Raw genomic sequence first — 19,041 nt, forward strand, 5'->3', positions numbered from 1 at the left:
CATATACAAAAACCCTGTTGTACCATAACTTAATTTAAGAATTTTTGATGTTGCCCTTGATAAGAAGTATTTATAAAAGCGCTGTGCCTGCCGAATTCAGATTCTGGCTATACAAGAAACGCAATCCAGTACATATGGCAAATTTGCGAAAACGGGTCAACCCTTCTCCAAAAGGCGACTTTTCACTGGCGCCATATGACCAGAAAAAAGCCATTTTCGTTCACATCACCAAAACGGCGGGGACCTCTGTCGCACTGACGCTGTTCGGCGCATTGCCTTACCATTACAGGGCATGGGAATACCGGGTTATTTTCGGTAAAAAGGACTTCAACGATTATTTTAAATTTGCGTTTGTTCGCAATCCCTGGGACCGCTTATATTCTGCCTTTTCATTTCTGAAAGGCGGCGGCTGGGACGATAACGACAAGCGTTGGGCTGAAGAAAACCTCGCTGGTATTGATGATTTCAATGATTTTGTCATCAACTGGCTTACGCCGGAAAGATTGTATGCTTATATCCATTTCTGGCCACAAAGTGATTTTATTTGCGATGGCAAAAACCGGGCGATGATTGATTATCTGGCCTATTTCGAAACCATTGGCGACGATTTTGAGCGCATCGCGAAACAAATAGATTGCAAAGAATCACTGCAGCATACCAATGCGTCAAAACGCAAAGGATATAAAGAGGTTTACAGCGAAGAAGCCAGACAAAAAGTCGCCTTGCTATACGCCAGAGATATCAATAATTTCGGTTACCGTTTCGACGGATTTTCCCGGAAGCGTGTAGACGGGGAGTCTTTTGTCAGTGAGTAAGCAGCAACAGCCAGGGATCCTGTGTGTAGCAAACTGGAAGTCTGATGTGGGCTACGCCTGGTGGCTGATGGAAAGTTACTGGGTAAAAATCAGTGAAATGTTTAGCGATTCACATATCACATTTCTCGCTTATCCAGAGATAAACGCCATTCCCCAGCACATCGAAGAGAGCGAAATTCGGTATTTCCAGCATACTTTTCGACCGGAAACATTCAGTGATATCCGTCACAATATTGCGATTATTAAAAAATATAATATCCGGGTATTGTACTTATCTGACTACGGTGTGTCCTCTCTGGCTTACGCCATGTATCGCGCTGCCGGCGTCGATAAAATTATTGTGCACGATCACACTCCCGGCCTGCGAACAAAGGCATCTGGCCTGAAGAAACACCTTAAAACGGTCAAAGCCAACTTCCCGCTACTGCGTGCAGATGCAGCATTTGGCGCAACCAGCTTTGTTACGCGACGGCTGACGGAAACCGCCTGTTTCAGTGAAAAGCGCTGTTTTACCGTGCAAAATGGGATTTTACCCTTTGATTGCGCGCCCGCCACAGATGGCAGACTTAACCGTTTGTTTTCCGGGAATACCAACAAAATTATTGTGACTGCAGCCCGTGCAAACAAGTATAAAGGGATAGATTTTGCCCTTGAGGTCATCGCAAAGCTCGTTCACGAACATCAGTTTTCGGATATTGGCTATCTGCTGTGTGGAGATGGTCCGGATTTGGACAGTTTCCGTCAGCTGGCCAGAGAATTAGATATAACACAATACTGCTATTTCCCGGGAAGAGTAGATAAAGCCAGTGAAATATTATGTCATTGTTATCTGGGGTTTCAGCCAGCGAAAGGCGAGGTCGGCTATTCGCTGTCTATCTTAGAATATATGTATGCAGGGCTACCGGTTATCGTACCGGATAATCCCTCTGTTTGTGAAGCTACGGATGACGGTAAAACCGGCGCGATTTACTCGCAGGATAACGTTGAAAGCGCCGCTCAGGCCATTGCTGATTATCTCAGCAAGCCTGACAGGCAGGAGCAGCACGGCAAAGCCGCGCGTGAGCAGATACAGCAACATTATACACTCGCAGCCACGCATGATGCGTTGCGAAAAGCCATGGAACAAGTAGTCAGGTAAGCGATATGAACAACAATTTTTTTCAGCCTTTTCCCGAGACCAGAGATAGCGATGCGGTGAACGTTCTCACTATTGCAGCTTCATTCCCAAGCTTGATTCAGCCCTGGCTGGTTAATCACCTGGTACAGATTATTCGTCACGGTGGTGACAATCGAATTGTATCCCGTCGTGAAGAAAAAGCCGTTTTTACCGATGCTATTGTTGAAAACAATTTATTGGAAAAGTACTGGTGTGTAGGTGACGATAAAATTGAGCTGTTGCGCGATTATATAAAGGCAATGGCGGATAAGCCGCTGCGTCAGCGAACGCAACAATTAATGCGCAATTACAACGCAAAAGACCGTTCAGTCAAAATGCGTATTTTTGATAAACTCAGTAGCCCGGTATTTGCCTGCAATCCGGATATCATTCATTCTCACAGCGAACCAGCCGGTGCACGATTTATTAAGCTTATTCAGGCCAATAAAGCCCCTCTGGTTATGACGTTTCACGGATTGCCGCCTGTAGGTGTGGCACATATAACCGATGCGCAGCGAAACGAATACACCGCAACAGCAGAAGCAATATTCGTTAATACGGAATTTGCCAAACAACAATATATTTCGCTGGGCGCACCGGAAGAAAAGTTCATCATTGTACCGCAGGGAATAGACCTGTCTCGCTGGCCATTGCAACAGCGCCCGTTTCCTGAAAACGGCACTGTCAATCTGCTCACCGTTGGTAGATTACATCCGGATAAGGGGCATCGCTACGCCCTTGATGCCGTAAAAAAACTGGTGGATCAGGGGCATGACATTCAGTACACCATCGTAGGCAGCGGGCCGGAAAAAGAAAACATTGCAACGAAAGCTGACGGGTTGGGGATAGGAGACCGAATTCGTATTCACTCGGCGATTCCGGACAAGCAGTTGGCTGAGATTTATCGCCAGTCACATATTTTTGTTCTGCCGAGCCTGCGCTCAAAGGACGGTTTTCATGAAGAAACTCAGGGCGTAGTGTTACAGGAAGCACAGGCTACAGGGCTGATCACCATAGCAACGCGCAGCGGTGGTATCCCTGAGTGTATAGATGATGGCAAATCAGGTTACCTGGTGCCGGACAGGGATGCAGACGCGCTGGCAAGTGCAATCGATGCTGTCATTAATAAAAAAGATGAGTGGCTGAATATTCAGGCAGCAGCGCGTCAGTGGGTAGAGCATCATTACAGTGCCGATAAAATTGGCGATCGGATGAACGCGTACTATCGTGACATTATCCGATAGGTGATAAGCCACCTAAACAGATCGCAATTTTTATTTCGAGCAGGAAGTCTTTTACAGCAGCCATGCTGTATAACACATCTGACTCATGATTTTTTATGAGATTTGCGCGGGCATTAATGCCCAGCGGACATTTTTTAGCTACGGCAAGGCCACTTGGGGCTCAAAGCGTAGCAACAAAACTTTCTAAGAGCGCTGACGACTGAAAGTTGAAGACCCGCCGGGTCAATTATGTAAGAGGTAGAAAAGGATAGATGATCAGGAAGCAGTTAAAAAAACTCAAAGACGCAATGCTTATCAGACGACTTCAAAAAGATAAGTCAGTGCTTAAGCCAGGCGGAAAGCTGGAAAATGGCAGAGAGTTAATTGTCTCTTTAACCTCTATAGCGTCGCGTCTGCACCTTATAGATTTAACCATTCATTCGTTGCTGTCGCAGTCATTACAGCCGTCAAAGATTATACTTTGGCTGTCTGAAACCAGCGGGGAACTGCCTGACAATGTGAAGCAGCTCGAAAAGGCCGGTCTGACAGTCAGACGGTGTGAGGATGTTGGACCGCACACTAAACTGGTGCCGTCGTTGATGCATTATCCTGATGCCGTTGTTGTAACGGCTGATGATGACACCCTTTACCCAAAACACTGGTTACAGGAGCTGGTTACCAGCTATCTGAAGGTCCCTGATGCTATTCACTGTCATCGCGCCCACTATATTAAGTTTGATAATAGTGGCGATATGCAGCCCTATATTAAATGGGGGTGGCTGGCACAGGGTCATGTGGGTCCCGATCATTGTATTTTTCCCACCGGAGTCGGTGGTGTACTTTATCCGCCGGGCAGCTTGCACCAGGAAGCCACTAACATAGCGCTATTTAAAACGTTATCCCCTAAAGCCGATGACATCTGGTTTAAGGCGATGGCGCTGATAAACAACACGAGTGCGGTAAAGGTCAGACCCTATTTTGAGGAATATCCCACTACGGAAGGCAGTCAGGAAGATGCTAAACTGGGCCCGCAAAATGTTGGCGGTGGCGGTAACGACAAACAGTTTCAGGCGTGTATTGAGCATTTCAATATCCCGCTGTCGCAATTTAAGAAGTGAGTAAGCCTGTGGCACAAAAACGATTTCTTATTACGACCCTGGTCATCGGCGAAGAAATAGAAGCATTAGCAGAATATACACTCCCCACTATGAGAGACTATGCTCAAAAAGTTGGCGCTGACTTTAAAGTAATGGGAAAAACCGGTATTTCAGAAACGCTAAGTCCGTACTATGAAAAAAATCAAATCTTTGATTTTTTCGAAGAGTACGAAAAGGTACTTTATATAGACTCCGACATATTGGTGTCGCCCGATGCGCCCGATCTTTTTTCGCTGCACGAGGGTGACCGCGTTATGGCTATTGAGGTAGAAAACGTCTATAAGGCAGCGATGAATGAGAAAAATGCGCTTAACAGTACGTTAGGCGATGTGGAGTGGACAGCCAAATATTTTAACTCTGGTGTTGTTTTATTCACAGACAAATATAAGTCGCTACTTAATACTACGGATGGGTTAATAGACAAGTGGATAGATGCCAAGAAAAATGGTTTGGTATCGGGGCTCAACGATCAGAGCATTTTCAATTATCGTGTTAATCAACATAATATCCCAATGCAATATGTAGATCGTTCCTTTAACTATACAAAGGCGTGGGGAAGTTTTAATCAACGTTTCAGTAAATACTTTATTCATTATGCAGGGCTAAAGGGGAGGCGGTTAAAAATGATTAAGCGAGACAGTGCATTGCTTAAGTCAACCGCGATGCGAAAATTACTTTCTAAAAGCCCGGTTCTTGTATCTATACTGGATAAATTTTAATTTTTAACATGCAAAACAATACAATTGTTTGAGGTTTAAGTTTCATGTTTAACGATTTGAAAGAACTTTTTCGGTTGCTTAACACAAGGCAGCGCGTCAAAGTTTACGCTTTGCAGGTTTTATTCTTTATATCTGCTTTAGCACAAATTGCGACAATCGGTAGTATCGCGCCATTTATCGCAATTATTACAGCGCCGGAGTTAGTTGAAACGCATCCTATATACAGCGCGATTTATGATTTTTCTGGCGTAGACAGTTTTACTAATTTTTTAATACTTTATGGCGCGATTGTTTGCTTTGTAATATTTTTTGGAAACCTCATATCCGCTGTAGTGCTCTGGTTTTCCTTTCGGGTTTCTGTGTCAATTGGTTCTCAGCTTCAAAGACGTTTATTTGGTCTGTATATGGCGAATCAATACATCTACTTTATGAAAAACAGCCCAAGCTACATGATCAATAAAATCAACGGGCAGATACCCCGAATGATCTACATGGTTATGCAGCCATCACTGCAGTTGGTTTCTCAGTTCTTAATCGTACTAATGATCATCGTCACCTTATTCGCAGTGGATCCGATGCTGGCGTTTGTATCAGGCATTGTGGTGGGGGCAATCTACTATGTAATTTATATGGTAGTGCGTAAACGCACGGTTCAGTCGGGGAAAACAGTTACCAATGTCAATCGGCAAAAACTGGAAATTTTGCAGGAAAGTATTCGCGGCATCCGTGATGTTAAACTTATGCATATCGAAGACTGGTATGAAAACCGTTTAGATCGCACGACGCGACGTGGCTTGAATGCGAGCTCTTATATTTCTCTGGCCGGAGACTTACCGCGTTTTATTGTTGAAACGGTCATCTTTTTGGCGATAATTTCGCTGGCTCTTTATATGTTGATTACCGAAGGCAATGGCACATCGGTGGTATCAACCCTGAGTTTCTACGCGATGGCAGGCTACAAAATATTGCCTGCAGCGCAGGGCATCTATAAATCAATAACGATTTTAAAAGGGCATGGAAAGGTAGTCTGGGACGTAAGTAAGGAATTTGATGACGCCGTGCTTACCGCGACGAAAAAAGATAAAGCGGAAGTTGAAAGCCTGACGTTGAAAGATGCGTTAAAGGTTGACGACATTACCTATACCTATCCAAATGAACCTAAGCCAGCCATTAAAAACATGAGCTTTACCGTGCCTGCAAATAGTCTTGTTGCATTTGTGGGAGGTTCAGGTGCAGGAAAAACCACTGTCGCGAATCTGGTATGTGGCCTTATTACGACAGATTCTGGTGAAATTGACATCGACGATACACCGCTAAAAGGGATTAATGTCAAGCGTTGGCAGCATTCTATCGGCTACGTACCGCAAAACATCTTCATGATAAACGATACGGTTTCCAAGAACATTACGTTTGGGGTACCGGACGAGGAAGTGGATGAAGAAAAAGTAAAGCTGGCCGCTAAACGTGCCAATATCCACGATTTTATTGAGTCAATGAGTGCCGGATATGAGACAAAAGTCGGTGAGAATGGTGATTTATTAAGTGGTGGTCAGCGCCAGCGACTGGCAATTGCCAGAGCGCTGTATCGTGAGCCCAGCATGCTGATTCTTGATGAGGCGACCAGTGCCCTGGATAATATTACAGAGCGTAATATTTTGAAGGAAATAAGAACATTGTCTGAGTCGATGACTATTATCATGATCGCTCACAGATTATCCACAGTTGAAAAGTGTGACAATATATTTGTCTTTCAATCAGGAAAAATTGCCGAGGCGGGTACCTACAATGAACTACTTGAAAAGTCAGATTACTTCCGGGAGCTGGTCTACGGTGATGAGCACGCGCACAAACAATTAGAAAATAATGTATAGGGGAAAGGTCGATGATTTCTATTATCGTCTGTACATATAATCGTGCCCCGGCTTTGTTGCAGTGTCTTAAATCTTTTGAAGCGCTTAATTTTGATGATCAGTGGGAACTTATTGTTGTCGACAACAACAGCTCTGACGCCACAGCACAGGTTATTGAGGAATTCGCTCAACAGGCATCCTTCCCTGTTGTTTATAAAAAAGAAGAGGCGCAAGGATTAGGCAATGCACGCAATGCGGGTATTGCCCAGGCAAGTTATGACATCATTGCTTTTACTGATGACGACTGCTACCCGGCCGCTGATTATCTGGAACAAATCGCTTCGGCATTTAACGATGAGCAGTTGGGGTTTGCCGGTGGCCGCGTGCTTTTACATGATCCCGACGATCTGCCCGTGACAATCAAACTTTCAGAAACACCGGAATTTTATACTCCCGGACAGGTCATGCGGCCAGGTGCGATTCACGGTGCTAATTTTATGTTCAGACGAGAAGCTCTGGTGGCTGCGCAAGGCTTCGATGCCTTGTTTGGGGCCGGGGCAGCTTTTCCTTGTGAGGATGTAGACACGGTCGCTGAATGTCTTCGGCTTGGATGGAAGGGGCAATATATACCTTCTATTGTTGTTTCTCACGATCACGGGCGCAAAACCCAGGATGAACTGGAAAAGTTGCGCTATGGCTATGACATAGGCCGTGGTGCTTATTACGCTAAGCGCGCATTTAAATGTAAAACACAAAAACTCAGATACTTGAAATTCTGGTTTTTCAAAATTCGCAAGCAACCGTTGCATAAGACCAAAGTTGAGATTAACTCTGCAATTCGATATTTACTTGCAGCTCGCCAGCACAATCAGCGAAAACTTGATAATGAGTAAGCCAAAAGCCATCCGTGCTCACATCGGAGCGCACAAAACTGCCACCACACATTTTCAGGATACGCTTGCTCATCTTGCTCCAACTTTAAAAAATGAAAATATTATCTATCTTGAACGCGAGCATTACCGACCCATTATAAGAAAGCTTGCCCGGGGAAAGCGCCTAAAACAACATCGACTTCAGTTTTTCAAGAATCGCACACTAATTAAAGACTTAATGAAAGATTGTGACAATGATTCGGTTTTGCTCTTATCCGAAGAAAATATTCTTGGTGACTGTATACATCTTTGTGATATCCAACCGTTTGCGTTCATAGATTTCACGTTTCTTAATACGCTTTTAAAAGTAGCGCCGACAGAATTATTCTTAAGTATCCGAAGTTTTGATTCTGTGCTGTCGGGAGCTTACTGCACTGCCTTAAAATACCATCCAAGAGAAGCGCTTATTGCTAAAGAAAAGTTGCAGAATGCGTTTAATGAAGATATTTATCCCTCATGGATTCCTCTAATTGAGCGATTGAAAAACAGTTTACCAAACGCGTCGTTAAGTGTGTGGACGCAGGAGCATTATAAAAATGCTTCTTCTGATGTAATTCGCCATTTTATTGAGCGTCCGAAACAACATGTTCCTGTTATCGAAAGGCCCCGAGAAACAGTGACGCCAAGCGAAGCCGCGATAGTCAATATCGAGCAACTAATTGTAGATGAAAAAAACGTGGTGGAGAGCGGTTCAAAGTGGGAAAGTAAATGCGATGATATTTACCGAAAGTATTCTGCAGAGACCGATGAACAGAAATTCAGCTTCTTTACACCAGTTCAAAAAAAGGTAGTACAACAACGATACAGGCAGGAGTTGGATGAAATTGACATCAGATGGCCTGGCATCATTGTTCGATAATCTACCACTGAGGAGACTCTAAGCTTTTACTAAGGATTAATTATGGTAATAACGGACTCATTTGTATTAATTAATTACCCCAAAACTGGTAGCACCTTCGCCAGAGCCGTTCTAAAAGAAGTTCACGAGCTTCAGTTAGCAGACCGAAGCTTCACAAGGAAGATAACCGATGCTTTGCACGTTACATCAAAGCCTTTCTTTGAGGAATTAATGCTGCCCAATATCAAGGTGAAGCACGTAAAGCGTCCCAAAGACCAACATGGGTGCTTCTGTCAGATACCGCACAAATATCGGGATAAAAAAGTTACCACGATTATCAGAAACCCTTATTCTCGCTTCATGTCCGCTTATACTTATAAGTGGTGGCAGAAATTTCCCCCCTTAAAAGCTGAGTTACTAGAGAAAAATTTTCCAAATTTTCCCGATCTTTCATTAGATGAGTACGTGGATTTGATGCAAATGGCTATGATCCACGGCCGGTTGGAAGGAAAAAATATTGAGGGAGTGGGGGACCAGACTGTTCAGTTTATTCAGATGTTTTTCAAGCAACCTGAAAAAACTTTATCAAGCCTTTCTCGAGAGTATATCAATAGTGAAAAGCCATTTGATGACATTGCGGATATCCATTTTATACAGCAGGAAGATTTGAATAATCAGCTTGCCAATTTGCTCACCGCTCATGGTTATGCAAAAAAATATAGTGATTATGCGAAATCTAAAGAGCGTATGAATGTTACTGAAATGTCTGAAGATCGAGAGAAAATATGGACGCCTAAAGCACTGAACTATATAGAGAAGAATGAGAGAATGATTTTTCGGATTTACGAAAGAGCGGGAATTCACTATTCAAAGCCACAACTTTGAATAGTGGTATATGTTAATCAACCCTATGAACTATGATTACCGTGTCAAGAGATTGCTATCCGGCAGTGCCTCAATATCTTTAAGACTGTACCCGAAACGCTGAAATCGCTGTTCGAGTTTAGTGGAAACAGGAAAGCTGACTTTTTTCCAAATCGATTTTCTTTCTTTTCTCCACATATCAAAATATTTTTCATTGACGTTTGGTCTGACATCATGCGTTACCGTAACGGGGGTCATTCCCAGAAATGAGAAAATTTTATTGATGTTAGCTTGGGGTGAGCAGACAAAGTCTTCATATCGTAATACATATACGGATTCCAGATGACGGACATCTTCAGCAAAAATTTCGTAGCCACGCAATGTATGCTCAATCAAAGACTGTGTAGATGTCTTGCTCCACTTCTGTGTTGCATAACAGACCGCCACAGGATGCCGCAAAATAACAATAAATTTGCTGTTTGGAAATAAGGCCTGAAGAAACCGCGATCGAATTAAGTTTGGCGGGCTTTTCTCAATAAAGTGAGATGATTCAGTTTCAAAGTAACGTGACCAGTCATTCCAGATTTGCTGCGCAGAGCTACTAGATACAAGTGGGTGAGTCTCATTCATATAAGACTCAGCTTCATAAATATACTTACCGGGGCCGCCAAAATGTTTAGCACTTTTGAACACGCTTTGCACGTGTTGCCCCTCATCCTCTGGGACGTCTGTGTTAGTAAGGCCGGTTATATCATCGTGATTTCTGATAATTTCATGTAACAAAGACGTGCCACTACGATGATGACCCGCTAAAAAAATAAAGTTTTTATCTACCACGTTTTAATCCTTCACCAGGTCGAGGTTTTTATGATCCTCGTTTTGTGTGTAATACGCTGAAAGCTCTTCTTCACTTGCATGCTGGAAATACAGATAGGTATCACTAAAATCTATGGGTCTTGCACGTCCATACCCTATAGGCAAATCTTCATAGCCACGTAATCGAGCGACGAGAAACCTAATTAATGGGCGCATCTTTTTGCGCATCCAGCTGTTTTTAGTGTTAGGCATAAACAGGATTCGCGGAAGCTTGCGCAGCTTAGGACTTGCGGCCAGCGCGAACTTTGTTTCGGGAGGCATTTGATTGTCGGCAAGTTCAATATTATTCAGGTATTTCAGAAAATCCTCGAACCCATCCCGGCGAATGATAATCAGGCTTTGCTGTAAAAGCTGTGGAACCCCGGCTGCATTCCCAAACATAAATGGCGTATTCATTTTAGAAATACAATGCTCAATCACCCCTTCACCCTGTAACAAGGCATCCTGCTCAACATAGACCCAGTAATCGCAGTCGCACAGAGAGGCGTAAGTCAGTCCCATTATCACTGAGCGCATGTAGCCACAGTATTTCCCCGTATGTGCTGTACTGTGTCCCGCATTTTCAGACAACGAAACAAATTCAACATCGTTCAGATCTTCTGGATCAGGTTTCGTCGGGGAGTTGCTGTCGACAATGAGAATTTTCTGCGGCTGCGTGTTATTCAGCACGGATTTTTTCCACTTACGAAAAAAGGAAACTGATCGTATTTCTTCGCTTCCGTAACGAACTCGCTTTTCATTCGGGTCATCGCCACACCACCACCCAGAGGTAATAACGTACTTATACTTCAAATTTTTATCGCTCATTAAAACGAGTTTCCTTTTTCTTAAAAATTAACAACTAAAAGAAATTTGATAGTTTGGCTTTGAATTTCATAGGCGTATCGCTGATATCATTATGAACACCGATACGAAGTAGTTTATGCGGATTCAAGCTGCCATCCTCATTAATACCACGCATTGTGGTAACGGCAGCTGAGTAATGCGCTTTTACAATATCAAATGCCTGCTCTGAAAAGTCACCATTAGGAAAACAAAATGTGGTAACGGGCGCACCAGTCATTTCTTGCAAAATTTGCTGGGCTTCAACAATCTCTTCCTGCAAAAGCGTCTCGCTTAGTCCTTCCTTAAGCCTGTAGTGACGGCGGGTATGGCTGCCAACCTCTACACCCATGGCAGCTTTCGCATCAAGCAGCTGCTCAGTAGATATCATCTCAACAGGGCTATCCTGTTTTGCCGGAATGGCCGCCAGTGCGTTATAAATTTCATGATCTGAATGGCGTTTTAAATGATCAATGACCCGGGCGGCTTCATCCCTGCTTAAGGGCAGCGAAATGCGTTTATCAATTAGCCGCAATAGTGGGCCCCAGTCGTCGGTTGGCTGCGCACCTTCTGCTAACAATAACTGAAGCACCTTATTTGGCCAGAAGGGCGCAGGCTTGCCTAAAAAGTCGGTCACTACATACAGGGTAGAGCGAAAGCCAAACTGTTTTAACACCGGAAAGGCAAACTCATAGTTATCCAGCCAGCCATCATCAAATGTAATGGCGACAGTCAGCGGCGCGCGGGTGATTTCCGGTTGCGCCAGCCAGTCAGAAACTGTCATAACCGGCACTTTTTCATCATGCAGGGTTTGCATATGCATGGCAAAGGTCTTATCCGACACCACCATACCCGGCTCTTCGCGCTGATAGCGAGGATCATTTTCCGGCAATACGCGGTGATACATCAGAATTATCAGCTTCTTGTTACCGCGCCTGACCATCGACCAGCCAAGTGTGCCGGCTGCAAACGACAACGTATTTTTTACTAATTGCTTAATCATAATACTTACAGATAATGCTTAAGTTCAAACCAGAACGGGCCCATATCATCCATACGGTTGATCTCGTGACGGCGGTTACTGAACTTAGGTGTTAAAAATGTGCCTACCGCATTAAGTTTCTCGCTGGTGCTGAGATGTTTATCTTTCAGTTGTAGGTAAAGGTTATCCACATCGCCTAATAACCAGCGAAGCTGCACGCCTTCTTTGAATCCACGGTGTCGTTCGAGCGTTTTATATTCGCCATCAAACAAAAGTTCCGGAAAGCTGACGCCTGCATCAATGGCCAGTTGCAATGAGCCCCACAGGCGGGTATTGATTTCCATCAGATAAGGCGTGCCATCTGCTGCCACGCGAAACTCCACCATGGCCACACCGTGCCAGTTCACCGCGTCGAGCAGCGCTCTGGCATGCTTTTCCATATCAGGATTAATTGGCGCACTGGCACTTAATACACTCACACCGCCTGAAGGCGGCTTTTCCCGCAGACGTTTATGGGCAAAAAACGCTTTTGCCTCGCCCTTCTGGTAATAGCAGAAAACGCCGGCACCATGGCCATCAATATATTGCTGCACCATAAAGGGGTGGTTATTGAAATACACCTTGTCTTCAGTTAATTGCTGTAATTGCGATGCGTTATGCACAATATGGACCTGGGTTTCCAGCCACTGGTTATCAACCAGCACCTTTGAAAGGGCAGGCTTTAACACACAGGGAAAACTGATGGCACTATGGTCGATATCCGACGCGCGCTGACAATACTGGGAAAAAGGCACAGGAACACCAAGCGATTCAGCCAGATGATTCAGGGCTGACTTGTCACTTAAAGACAGTAACGTATCGATATCAGCGAAGGGGAGTTTGCAGGGAGGCAGTGCATCACGGTGCTGCACCAGCGTGCGACTGGTGACTTCCGTAACTGGCAATAAAAAGTCAATCTCATACTTTATTACGGTATCATTAACCCAGTTGAGGAACTTCTGCGTATCATCAGAAGGATTTGGGCACGTCAGGTATTGATGACTGTAGCGAGAGCATCCCGCCAAGGCCTGTTCGTGACTGTCAGTGGTGAAAACCTGAATGTCAGAACGCTTTCCCAATGCGCGGGTGGTGGCCAGTGCACTTCGTTGTGCTGCATCAAAAATTAATACTGCGGTTTTTTCCATGGCGTTACAACAATGTCCAGTATGCAGCAAGGATTTTGCTTGTTATCCTTGTCTTTAGTAGTAAAAAATAGGAAGTTTTTCGGCTAACGCCTTACACCTCATTATGACCTATAAAATTATGCACTTGATTGACACAACCGGCCCGGGAGGGGCTGAAGATGTGTTCATCACATTAGCCGATAAAATACGAGGCCTCAATACCGATTCTGTCGCCGTTATTCGTGGCGAGGGATACGTGGCAAAGCAATTACGCGCCAAAGGTATAGAACCGATCATAATTGACTCAAAAGGCAGCTTTAATGTTGGCTTTATTAAGTCGTTGTGTCAGTTGATAAAAAAGCACAATATAGGCCTTATCCAGTCACACCTGCTGGGCTCCAACGTGTATGCTAGTATCGTCGGGTTAATTACCCGAACGCCCGTTGTGGCAACTTACCACGGCATGGTGGATGTGTCGCCCAATGAACGTTTTAAACGCCTGAAACTGTGGTTTATGCGAAATGGCATCGCACGGTTTGTGGCAGTAAGTCACTCGCTTCAGCAAAAGATCCAGGAGCATAACCTGTTAGTGCCTGAACGTACCAGTGTCATTTATAATGGTATTGATACCAGCCTGTATAGTACAGCCCGGGTTACCCGGTTAAAGCGTGAGTTGGCTATCAGTAGCGATACCTTTTTACTGGGCGCACTGGGCAATGTAAGAAAGTCGAAGCGCTATGATATTCTGGTTGATACCGTACACCGCCTGAATCAGCGCGGCATACGTGTAGCGGTGGTTATTGCCGGCGACCCGAAAGTGTCAATTAAAGAAAAGTTGGACGCACAAATGCAGTCGCTGGGCGTGACCAATATCCACTTTATTGGTTTTATTGATGACACGGCAGAATATTTGCAAAACCTCGACGGTTTTGTATTAAGCTCAGACGCTGAAGGGTTTTCCATTAGTACTATCGAAGCGATGGCCACAGGCCTACCGGTTATAGCCACCAAGTGTGGCGGGCCGCAGGAAATTATTCAGAATGAAGCGCAGGGCGCATTGGTGGACATTGATGCAGACGCATTAGCCGATGCCATTGCGAACAGCGTAAGCACCTGGCAGGAAAGTAAAGTGAACCAGCAGGCAATAATGCGTGTACAAGAGGCGTTTTCTCAACCGGCCATGGTAAATGCCTACGCGCAGCTCTATGCTGCCGTAGACACATCTTTTCCTTCGCAAGCAGTAAATGTGGAGCCAATCTCTTGAGTTACAGTCAGTATATCGCCGATACCTATGGTTCCAAACGAGGCCTTGCCCGTTACGTTAAGTTCAATATCAAAAAGCGGTTAGGCGCTTACAAAAGTGCAAATGGCAACAATATAAAAGACACAACACGTTTAATCTATGTGTGTAGTGGCAACATATGCCGCAGTCCCTTTGGTGAGGCTGTCAGTCTGAAAGCTGGCTTTCCGGCTATCTCATTTGGTTTGCATTGCCGTGGAGGCGATCCGGCCTTCGATAAAACGCTGGACTACGCTAAACGCCATGGTTACAACCTGGAACGTCACCGTTCCACTAAAATGGTTGACTACACGCCCCTTAAGGGTGATTTACTCATTGTAATGGAACCGGCCCACCTGGATGAGCTGAACGCGCTTTACCCGAACGTAAATAAAGTGCTTATAGGGCAGTTTGCGTCAAATAAGACGGTGTATTTGCACGATCCCTTCAATACTAATCAAGCCTTTTTCGATAAATGTATGCAACAGATTGAAGAAGCCACATTGTCGCTAATAACTACAATTAAGAAGTAGAACGTTATGAAAACCAAGGCGCAAACTTTCCACGACTCAGACTTTTTGTTTCTAAAAGTAAAAAACTTATGGTCCTACTTTAAATCGGAATCTCTGGCGTTCAAAAGCATCTGTGGGTATATGTTTGTGGAAATGTTCCGGCCCCAGTCAATATTTACGTTTTTAGACTTCATGCCCTGGGCGCAGTTTTTCTTATTACTCAGTTTTGTAGGGTTGTTTTCAGATAGCAAAGCTAAATTCCGGTTTACTGGGACGCATGCACTGCTTCTCCTCTTCACTGTTATCTTACATTTATCTATGGTTACAGCATTCAATATTAGCTGGTCGATACAGTACTATATATACTTCATACAATGGGTAATAATATTTCTTCTTATTACTACAATAGTAACTACCAGAGAGCGCTTTTATACGTTATTCCTTGTGTTCTTTTTGTGTGCTTTGAAAATCGCTATTGGCACAACAAAAAACTGGGCGATGAGAGGCTTTGGGTTCACATCCTGGGGATTAAAAGGGCCGTCCGGCTACTTCGAAAACTCCGGTGAATTAGCGATTTTAATGCTAGTACTATTTCCTATAGGGTTTTATCTCTATAAAGCCTTGAAAGGTGATGTTGGGAAATGGGAAAAAATAGTTCTACTTGCTGCCACTATATGTCCAGTGCTAACGATTCTTGGCTCCAGTAGTCGAGGCGCTCAAATAGCTCTCGTAGTACAATTGCTATTAATGTTCTGGCGACAAATTTTTAAACCTAAAGTTATTATCGGAATATTAATTACAGGCTATATAGGGTGGCAGGTGCTTCCCCAAGAGCAAAAGGATCGCTATACGACCATTGGTACTGATAAATCATCAATGCAAAGGCAGCTATATTGGGAAAACGGTTGGGAGATGATGAAAGACCATCCTGCGTTGGGTGTAGGCTATTTTAATTTCAGGCCCTATTTCGAAACCTATTATCCGGAAGATGTTCTTTACGATTATGCAGAGCTACCACATAACATTTTTATACAAATTGGGACGGATGCCGGTTTCGCTGGGCTCTTTGCATATTTATTGCTCATAGCTAATGCACTGCTTAAGAAGAGAGTGACATTTATTTCATCGCAACGCGATCAAACTAAACAAGATGAGGTGTACCACTTTTTATGGCCTGCTTTAAAGGTTGGTATTGTCGGCTTTGTTATAGCAGGGCAGTTTGTAACGGTGGGCTACTATCCTTTCTTATGGCTTTCTATCGCATTTCAAACTGCATTAATTAACTCCTTGAGCAATAAGAGAACAGATTCGCTGGTGGAGCCACAATATAAGTTGAGAAGCAATGAAGTACGATAAGGTATGGATAACATGGGAACGGCAACCTCGAAACCGTTCAATGGCTAAATTATTTGACGCAGACTATAAGCAGGTGTTGTCTTCCCGGAAACGTTTTTTCCGATACCTTCACTGCATTACAGAGACGGTGAAAATCTTCAAAAGCGGATATCGCTTTGTGTTTGTCCAAAATCCTTCAATCGTTTTGTCTGCGCTTGCGGTGATTGCAAAACCGATCTTTGGGTATAAGTTGATTATCGATGCACATAATGCCGGCGTTAGACCAAAGGAAGGGAAATATCCGGTTCTTCAATGGTTTAATCTTACAATCCTCAGGGCGTCAGACTGCGTTATTGTCACGAATGAACCGTTGAAACATTATTTGACGGAAAAAGGAATACTCAGTGCGGTTGTCAGCGATCCTTTACCAGACTTAACGATGCCTAAAAAGCCGGACTACTCAAATTTTGTTTTCGTGGTATGTTCCTGGGCCGAAGATGAACCAATTTCAGTCTATATTGAAGTAGCGAAAGCCCGCTCAGACTTAAACTTTATTTTTTCCGGAAATTTTCGAAAATATTTTAGTGAAGCAGACTTAAAAAATTTACCTCACAATATTATTTTAGCGGGCTTCGTGGATGAGGATGAATACGTTGGGCTACTTCATGATGCCAAAGCAATTGTTGACCTGACAGAACGGGAAGATTGTTTGGTATGTGGTGCTTACGAGGCAATTTCAGCCTCTCAGAAAGTTATCTTATCTGATACCCCGGTAAATCGTGAGTTATTTGGTAATGCAGCCTTTTATACTAAAAACAACAGTGGTGCGTTGAATCGTAGTATCGACGAAGCGTTGCTAACTAACGCAGCAGATAACATAACCCAGTTTAAAATGAGCTACAACAGTCGTTTAGACCGTGCAAAAAGCAATGTATTGTCTACACTTGAGTCAACTTAAGTGAATCACCCCTTTAAAAATTGTTAAGGCAGTCTATATGAAATTACTAGGTACCTTTGTCCTGGCAGTATTAATTTCTTTTCAACTATCTCTTACTGTGCATGCTGAAGATAAAATTACAGAGTGGTCTTATGAGGCAAAGATGCCAATGCACCCTGTCTATCCGCGGCCTGATTGTGAAACACAATCTTACGCTCGCCACCGATGGGCACATACGGATATGCCTTATGAAATTCCCGTAGGTGTTCAGGGGGGAGCCTGGCCTTTTACCTACACGTTAGTAGAGGGGCCAGAAGGTGCAACAATTGGTAATACGCAGGGCTCAGATAATTATGGCGTTATATCCTGGGACCCTGAATCTGCTGCCAGTGGCAAGACGTCATTTCGTGTCAGAGTGTCAGATAAGGTTGGCAATACGGTAGACTTAACCTGGTCAGTGACCATCGATAATAGCAAATTTGTGTTTATCAAAGACGGCTATACAGGAGATAAAAAAGGCACAATTGAGCAGCCACTTGAAGATGTCAGTGACTGGTATAAGGGAGATAGGGGGGATAAAAAATATCACAATAAAATCATAGTGTTCAGGGATGGCAAATATAGTCTCATCGGCGGTGAAGATACTAATGGAAATGTGAGACTCGATTCACGTTCGAAGACTCCTTCCTTGATCGGCTTTCCCGGCGAATTACCTGTTATAGACGCGTCAAAAGCAAAAATTTTTACTGACCCCAGAAAGATGACAGATCTGTTCATAGCGGATTTGCATTTTACCGACTCCCGCCAGGATGTTAGCAATGCGCATTTCTTTTGGGCTATTGGCAATGTCACCCGAGCCACCTGGTGGAGAAATACATTCACCAATCATGGCATGGGAACGGCTGGCAACGACAATCCTGCCGGCGTATTCATTTCTGACAGAAGATCTCATAAAAAGAACATTCTATATAAAGATAACCTTCACGATCAGTTTAATAATGGTCGTGGTAACGGTTCTTATGTAGATATTTACTACTCAAGTTATGTGCTAATAGAAGGCAATCGAGCAAAGAACAGTGATAATTCCTGTGGGTTTTGGGCAAAAGGCACGACTAGTTTTGTCACGATTCGGGATAATCATGTCTACGACAATGTAACTAGTGGCGGTATATGTATAGGGTATGGGAAAGAGTCGCCTGAGATTCCTCATGACCATGAAGTTGCCTGGAATAAAATTGTTTTTAATGGTAAATATGACAGAGCTAATGCGTTACGATTCGCTGGGCAAAGCTCTTGGGACGGCAAGCATTACAACTCGTATATTTATAGAAATACCTTTGTGAACGGCATCACATGGATCCGTTTCGAGGGTAAAAATAAATATATGTTCGATGGGAATGTTGTTGTTAGTAATAAGCCAATTAATACTTCTATTACTAAGACATACTATCCAAACCTTACAGGTACCTCGGCAGATTTTATAGCAGATACTGAGGGTAATCTTGTTGGCTATGCGAAAGAGTACTCAGGAGCAGTTGGATACAAAAGAGACTAAATAGTCTTATCACAAAAAAGGCGCTA

Annotated in this window: 18 protein-coding genes; 14 read left to right on the forward strand and 4 right to left on the reverse strand. The window is 43.8% G+C overall.

Translation table 11 applies throughout. From position 1 onward, the window contains the following. Positions 1-134: 134 nt before the first annotated feature. From HHX48_RS12840 to HHX48_RS12880, 9 genes are all read left to right on the forward strand, one after another. The gene (locus HHX48_RS12840) at positions 135-815 is read left to right on the forward strand and encodes a sulfotransferase family 2 domain-containing protein (protein ID WP_191025728.1); all 681 of its coding nucleotides are present in this window, start codon (positions 135-137) and stop codon (positions 813-815) included. Beyond that, positions 808-1,953, forward strand: coding sequence for a glycosyltransferase family 4 protein (locus HHX48_RS12845; protein WP_191025730.1), 1,146 nt, complete (start codon positions 808-810; stop codon positions 1,951-1,953). The genes HHX48_RS12840 and HHX48_RS12845 overlap by 8 nt, the downstream gene beginning before the upstream one ends. Positions 1,954-1,958: 5 nt before the next feature. Continuing rightward, a complete protein-coding gene (locus tag HHX48_RS12850; protein WP_191025732.1) occupies positions 1,959-3,215 on the forward strand; it encodes a glycosyltransferase family 4 protein in 1,257 nt (418 codons plus the stop codon). A 251-nt stretch (positions 3,216-3,466) separates the two neighbouring features. Next, positions 3,467-4,312: a glycosyltransferase gene (locus tag HHX48_RS12855; protein WP_191025734.1), complete on the forward strand. Its 846-nt coding sequence runs from the start codon at positions 3,467-3,469 to the stop codon at positions 4,310-4,312. A gap of 8 nt (positions 4,313-4,320) precedes the next feature. After that, complete coding sequence (locus HHX48_RS12860; protein WP_191025736.1) at positions 4,321-5,070, forward strand: glycosyltransferase; 750 nt, start codon at positions 4,321-4,323, stop codon at positions 5,068-5,070. Positions 5,071-5,114: 44 nt separating this feature from the next. Next, entirely contained in the window at positions 5,115-6,941 is a 1,827-nt protein-coding gene (locus HHX48_RS12865) for an ABC transporter ATP-binding protein (protein ID WP_191025738.1), read from the forward strand. Between the two features lie 11 nt (positions 6,942-6,952). After that, positions 6,953-7,813 (forward strand): glycosyltransferase, encoded by an 861-nt coding sequence (locus tag HHX48_RS12870; protein WP_191025740.1) that lies wholly within the window; start codon positions 6,953-6,955, stop codon positions 7,811-7,813. Continuing rightward, complete coding sequence (locus tag HHX48_RS12875) at positions 7,806-8,711, forward strand: hypothetical protein (RefSeq protein WP_191025742.1); 906 nt, start codon at positions 7,806-7,808, stop codon at positions 8,709-8,711. The genes HHX48_RS12870 and HHX48_RS12875 overlap by 8 nt, the downstream gene beginning before the upstream one ends. A gap of 42 nt (positions 8,712-8,753) precedes the next feature. Next, positions 8,754-9,575, forward strand: coding sequence for a hypothetical protein (locus HHX48_RS12880; RefSeq protein WP_191025744.1), 822 nt, complete (start codon positions 8,754-8,756; stop codon positions 9,573-9,575). A 36-nt stretch (positions 9,576-9,611) separates the two neighbouring features. Here the strand turns inward: HHX48_RS12880 and HHX48_RS12885 are convergent, their stop codons facing one another. The 4 genes from HHX48_RS12885 to HHX48_RS12900 are packed head-to-tail and all read right to left on the reverse strand — an operon-like array spanning position 9,612 to position 13,418. Continuing rightward, the gene (locus tag HHX48_RS12885; RefSeq protein WP_191025745.1) at positions 9,612-10,391 is read right to left on the reverse strand and encodes a sulfotransferase family protein; all 780 of its coding nucleotides are present in this window, start codon (positions 10,389-10,391) and stop codon (positions 9,612-9,614) included. Between the two features lie 3 nt (positions 10,392-10,394). Beyond that, positions 10,395-11,237 (reverse strand): hypothetical protein, encoded by an 843-nt coding sequence (locus HHX48_RS12890; protein WP_191025747.1) that lies wholly within the window; start codon positions 11,235-11,237, stop codon positions 10,395-10,397. 34 nt (positions 11,238-11,271) lie between these two features. Then, a complete protein-coding gene (locus HHX48_RS12895; RefSeq protein WP_191025749.1) occupies positions 11,272-12,255 on the reverse strand; it encodes a polysaccharide deacetylase family protein in 984 nt (327 codons plus the stop codon). Between the two features lie 5 nt (positions 12,256-12,260). After that, positions 12,261-13,418: a carboxylate--amine ligase gene (locus HHX48_RS12900; protein ID WP_191025751.1), complete on the reverse strand. Its 1,158-nt coding sequence runs from the start codon at positions 13,416-13,418 to the stop codon at positions 12,261-12,263. 118 nt (positions 13,419-13,536) lie between these two features. On the opposite strand from HHX48_RS12900, the gene HHX48_RS12905 reads away from it, so the two are divergent. The 5 genes from HHX48_RS12905 to HHX48_RS12925 are packed head-to-tail and all read left to right on the forward strand — an operon-like array spanning position 13,537 to position 19,015. Beyond that, on the forward strand, positions 13,537-14,661 hold the full coding sequence (locus HHX48_RS12905) for a glycosyltransferase (RefSeq protein WP_191025753.1): 1,125 nt from the start codon (positions 13,537-13,539) through the stop codon (positions 14,659-14,661). Beyond that, the gene (locus HHX48_RS12910) at positions 14,658-15,209 is read left to right on the forward strand and encodes an arsenate-mycothiol transferase ArsC (RefSeq protein ID WP_191025755.1); all 552 of its coding nucleotides are present in this window, start codon (positions 14,658-14,660) and stop codon (positions 15,207-15,209) included. Before HHX48_RS12905 ends, HHX48_RS12910 begins: the two co-directional genes overlap by 4 nt. 6 nt (positions 15,210-15,215) lie before the next feature. Beyond that, positions 15,216-16,544: an O-antigen ligase family protein gene (locus tag HHX48_RS12915; RefSeq protein ID WP_191025757.1), complete on the forward strand. Its 1,329-nt coding sequence runs from the start codon at positions 15,216-15,218 to the stop codon at positions 16,542-16,544. 40 nt (positions 16,545-16,584) lie between these two features. Then, entirely contained in the window at positions 16,585-17,481 is an 897-nt protein-coding gene (locus tag HHX48_RS12920) for a glycosyltransferase (RefSeq protein WP_191025759.1), read from the forward strand. Positions 17,482-17,518: 37 nt separating this feature from the next. Further along, positions 17,519-19,015 carry a right-handed parallel beta-helix repeat-containing protein gene (locus HHX48_RS12925; RefSeq protein WP_191025761.1) on the forward strand — a complete coding sequence of 499 codons (1,497 nt, stop codon included), beginning with the start codon at positions 17,519-17,521 and terminating at the stop codon, positions 19,013-19,015. Positions 19,016-19,041: the final 26 nt, after the last annotated feature.

The sequence above is a fragment of the Salinimonas profundi genome, from assembly GCF_014750655.1.
In the GTDB taxonomy this organism is placed as follows: domain Bacteria; phylum Pseudomonadota; class Gammaproteobacteria; order Enterobacterales; family Alteromonadaceae; genus Alteromonas; species Alteromonas profundi_A.

What these genes read in the sequence shown, in the direction of transcription:
- HHX48_RS12870 (WP_191025740.1), top strand. Translation starts at nt 6,953, where the DNA reads ATGATTTCTATTATCGTCTGTACATATAATCGTGCCCCGGCTTTGTTG.
- HHX48_RS12880 (WP_191025744.1), top strand. Translation starts at nt 8,754, where the DNA reads ATGGTAATAACGGACTCATTTGTATTAATTAATTACCCCAAAACTGGT.
- HHX48_RS12920 (WP_191025759.1), top strand. Translation starts at nt 16,585, where the DNA reads ATGGCTAAATTATTTGACGCAGACTATAAGCAGGTGTTGTCTTCCCGG.
- HHX48_RS12850 (WP_191025732.1), top strand. Translation starts at nt 1,959, where the DNA reads ATGAACAACAATTTTTTTCAGCCTTTTCCCGAGACCAGAGATAGCGAT.
- HHX48_RS12915 (WP_191025757.1), top strand. Translation starts at nt 15,216, where the DNA reads ATGAAAACCAAGGCGCAAACTTTCCACGACTCAGACTTTTTGTTTCTA.
- HHX48_RS12875 (WP_191025742.1), top strand. Translation starts at nt 7,806, where the DNA reads ATGAGTAAGCCAAAAGCCATCCGTGCTCACATCGGAGCGCACAAAACT.
- HHX48_RS12905 (WP_191025753.1), top strand. Translation starts at nt 13,537, where the DNA reads ATGCACTTGATTGACACAACCGGCCCGGGAGGGGCTGAAGATGTGTTC.
- HHX48_RS12840 (WP_191025728.1), top strand. Translation starts at nt 135, where the DNA reads ATGGCAAATTTGCGAAAACGGGTCAACCCTTCTCCAAAAGGCGACTTT.
- HHX48_RS12925 (WP_191025761.1), top strand. Translation starts at nt 17,519, where the DNA reads ATGAAATTACTAGGTACCTTTGTCCTGGCAGTATTAATTTCTTTTCAA.
- HHX48_RS12865 (WP_191025738.1), top strand. Translation starts at nt 5,115, where the DNA reads ATGTTTAACGATTTGAAAGAACTTTTTCGGTTGCTTAACACAAGGCAG.
- HHX48_RS12855 (WP_191025734.1), top strand. Translation starts at nt 3,467, where the DNA reads ATGATCAGGAAGCAGTTAAAAAAACTCAAAGACGCAATGCTTATCAGA.
- HHX48_RS12900 (WP_191025751.1), bottom strand. Translation starts at nt 13,418, where the DNA reads ATGGAAAAAACCGCAGTATTAATTTTTGATGCAGCACAACGAAGTGCA.
- HHX48_RS12895 (WP_191025749.1), bottom strand. Translation starts at nt 12,255, where the DNA reads ATGATTAAGCAATTAGTAAAAAATACGTTGTCGTTTGCAGCCGGCACA.
- HHX48_RS12890 (WP_191025747.1), bottom strand. Translation starts at nt 11,237, where the DNA reads ATGAGCGATAAAAATTTGAAGTATAAGTACGTTATTACCTCTGGGTGG.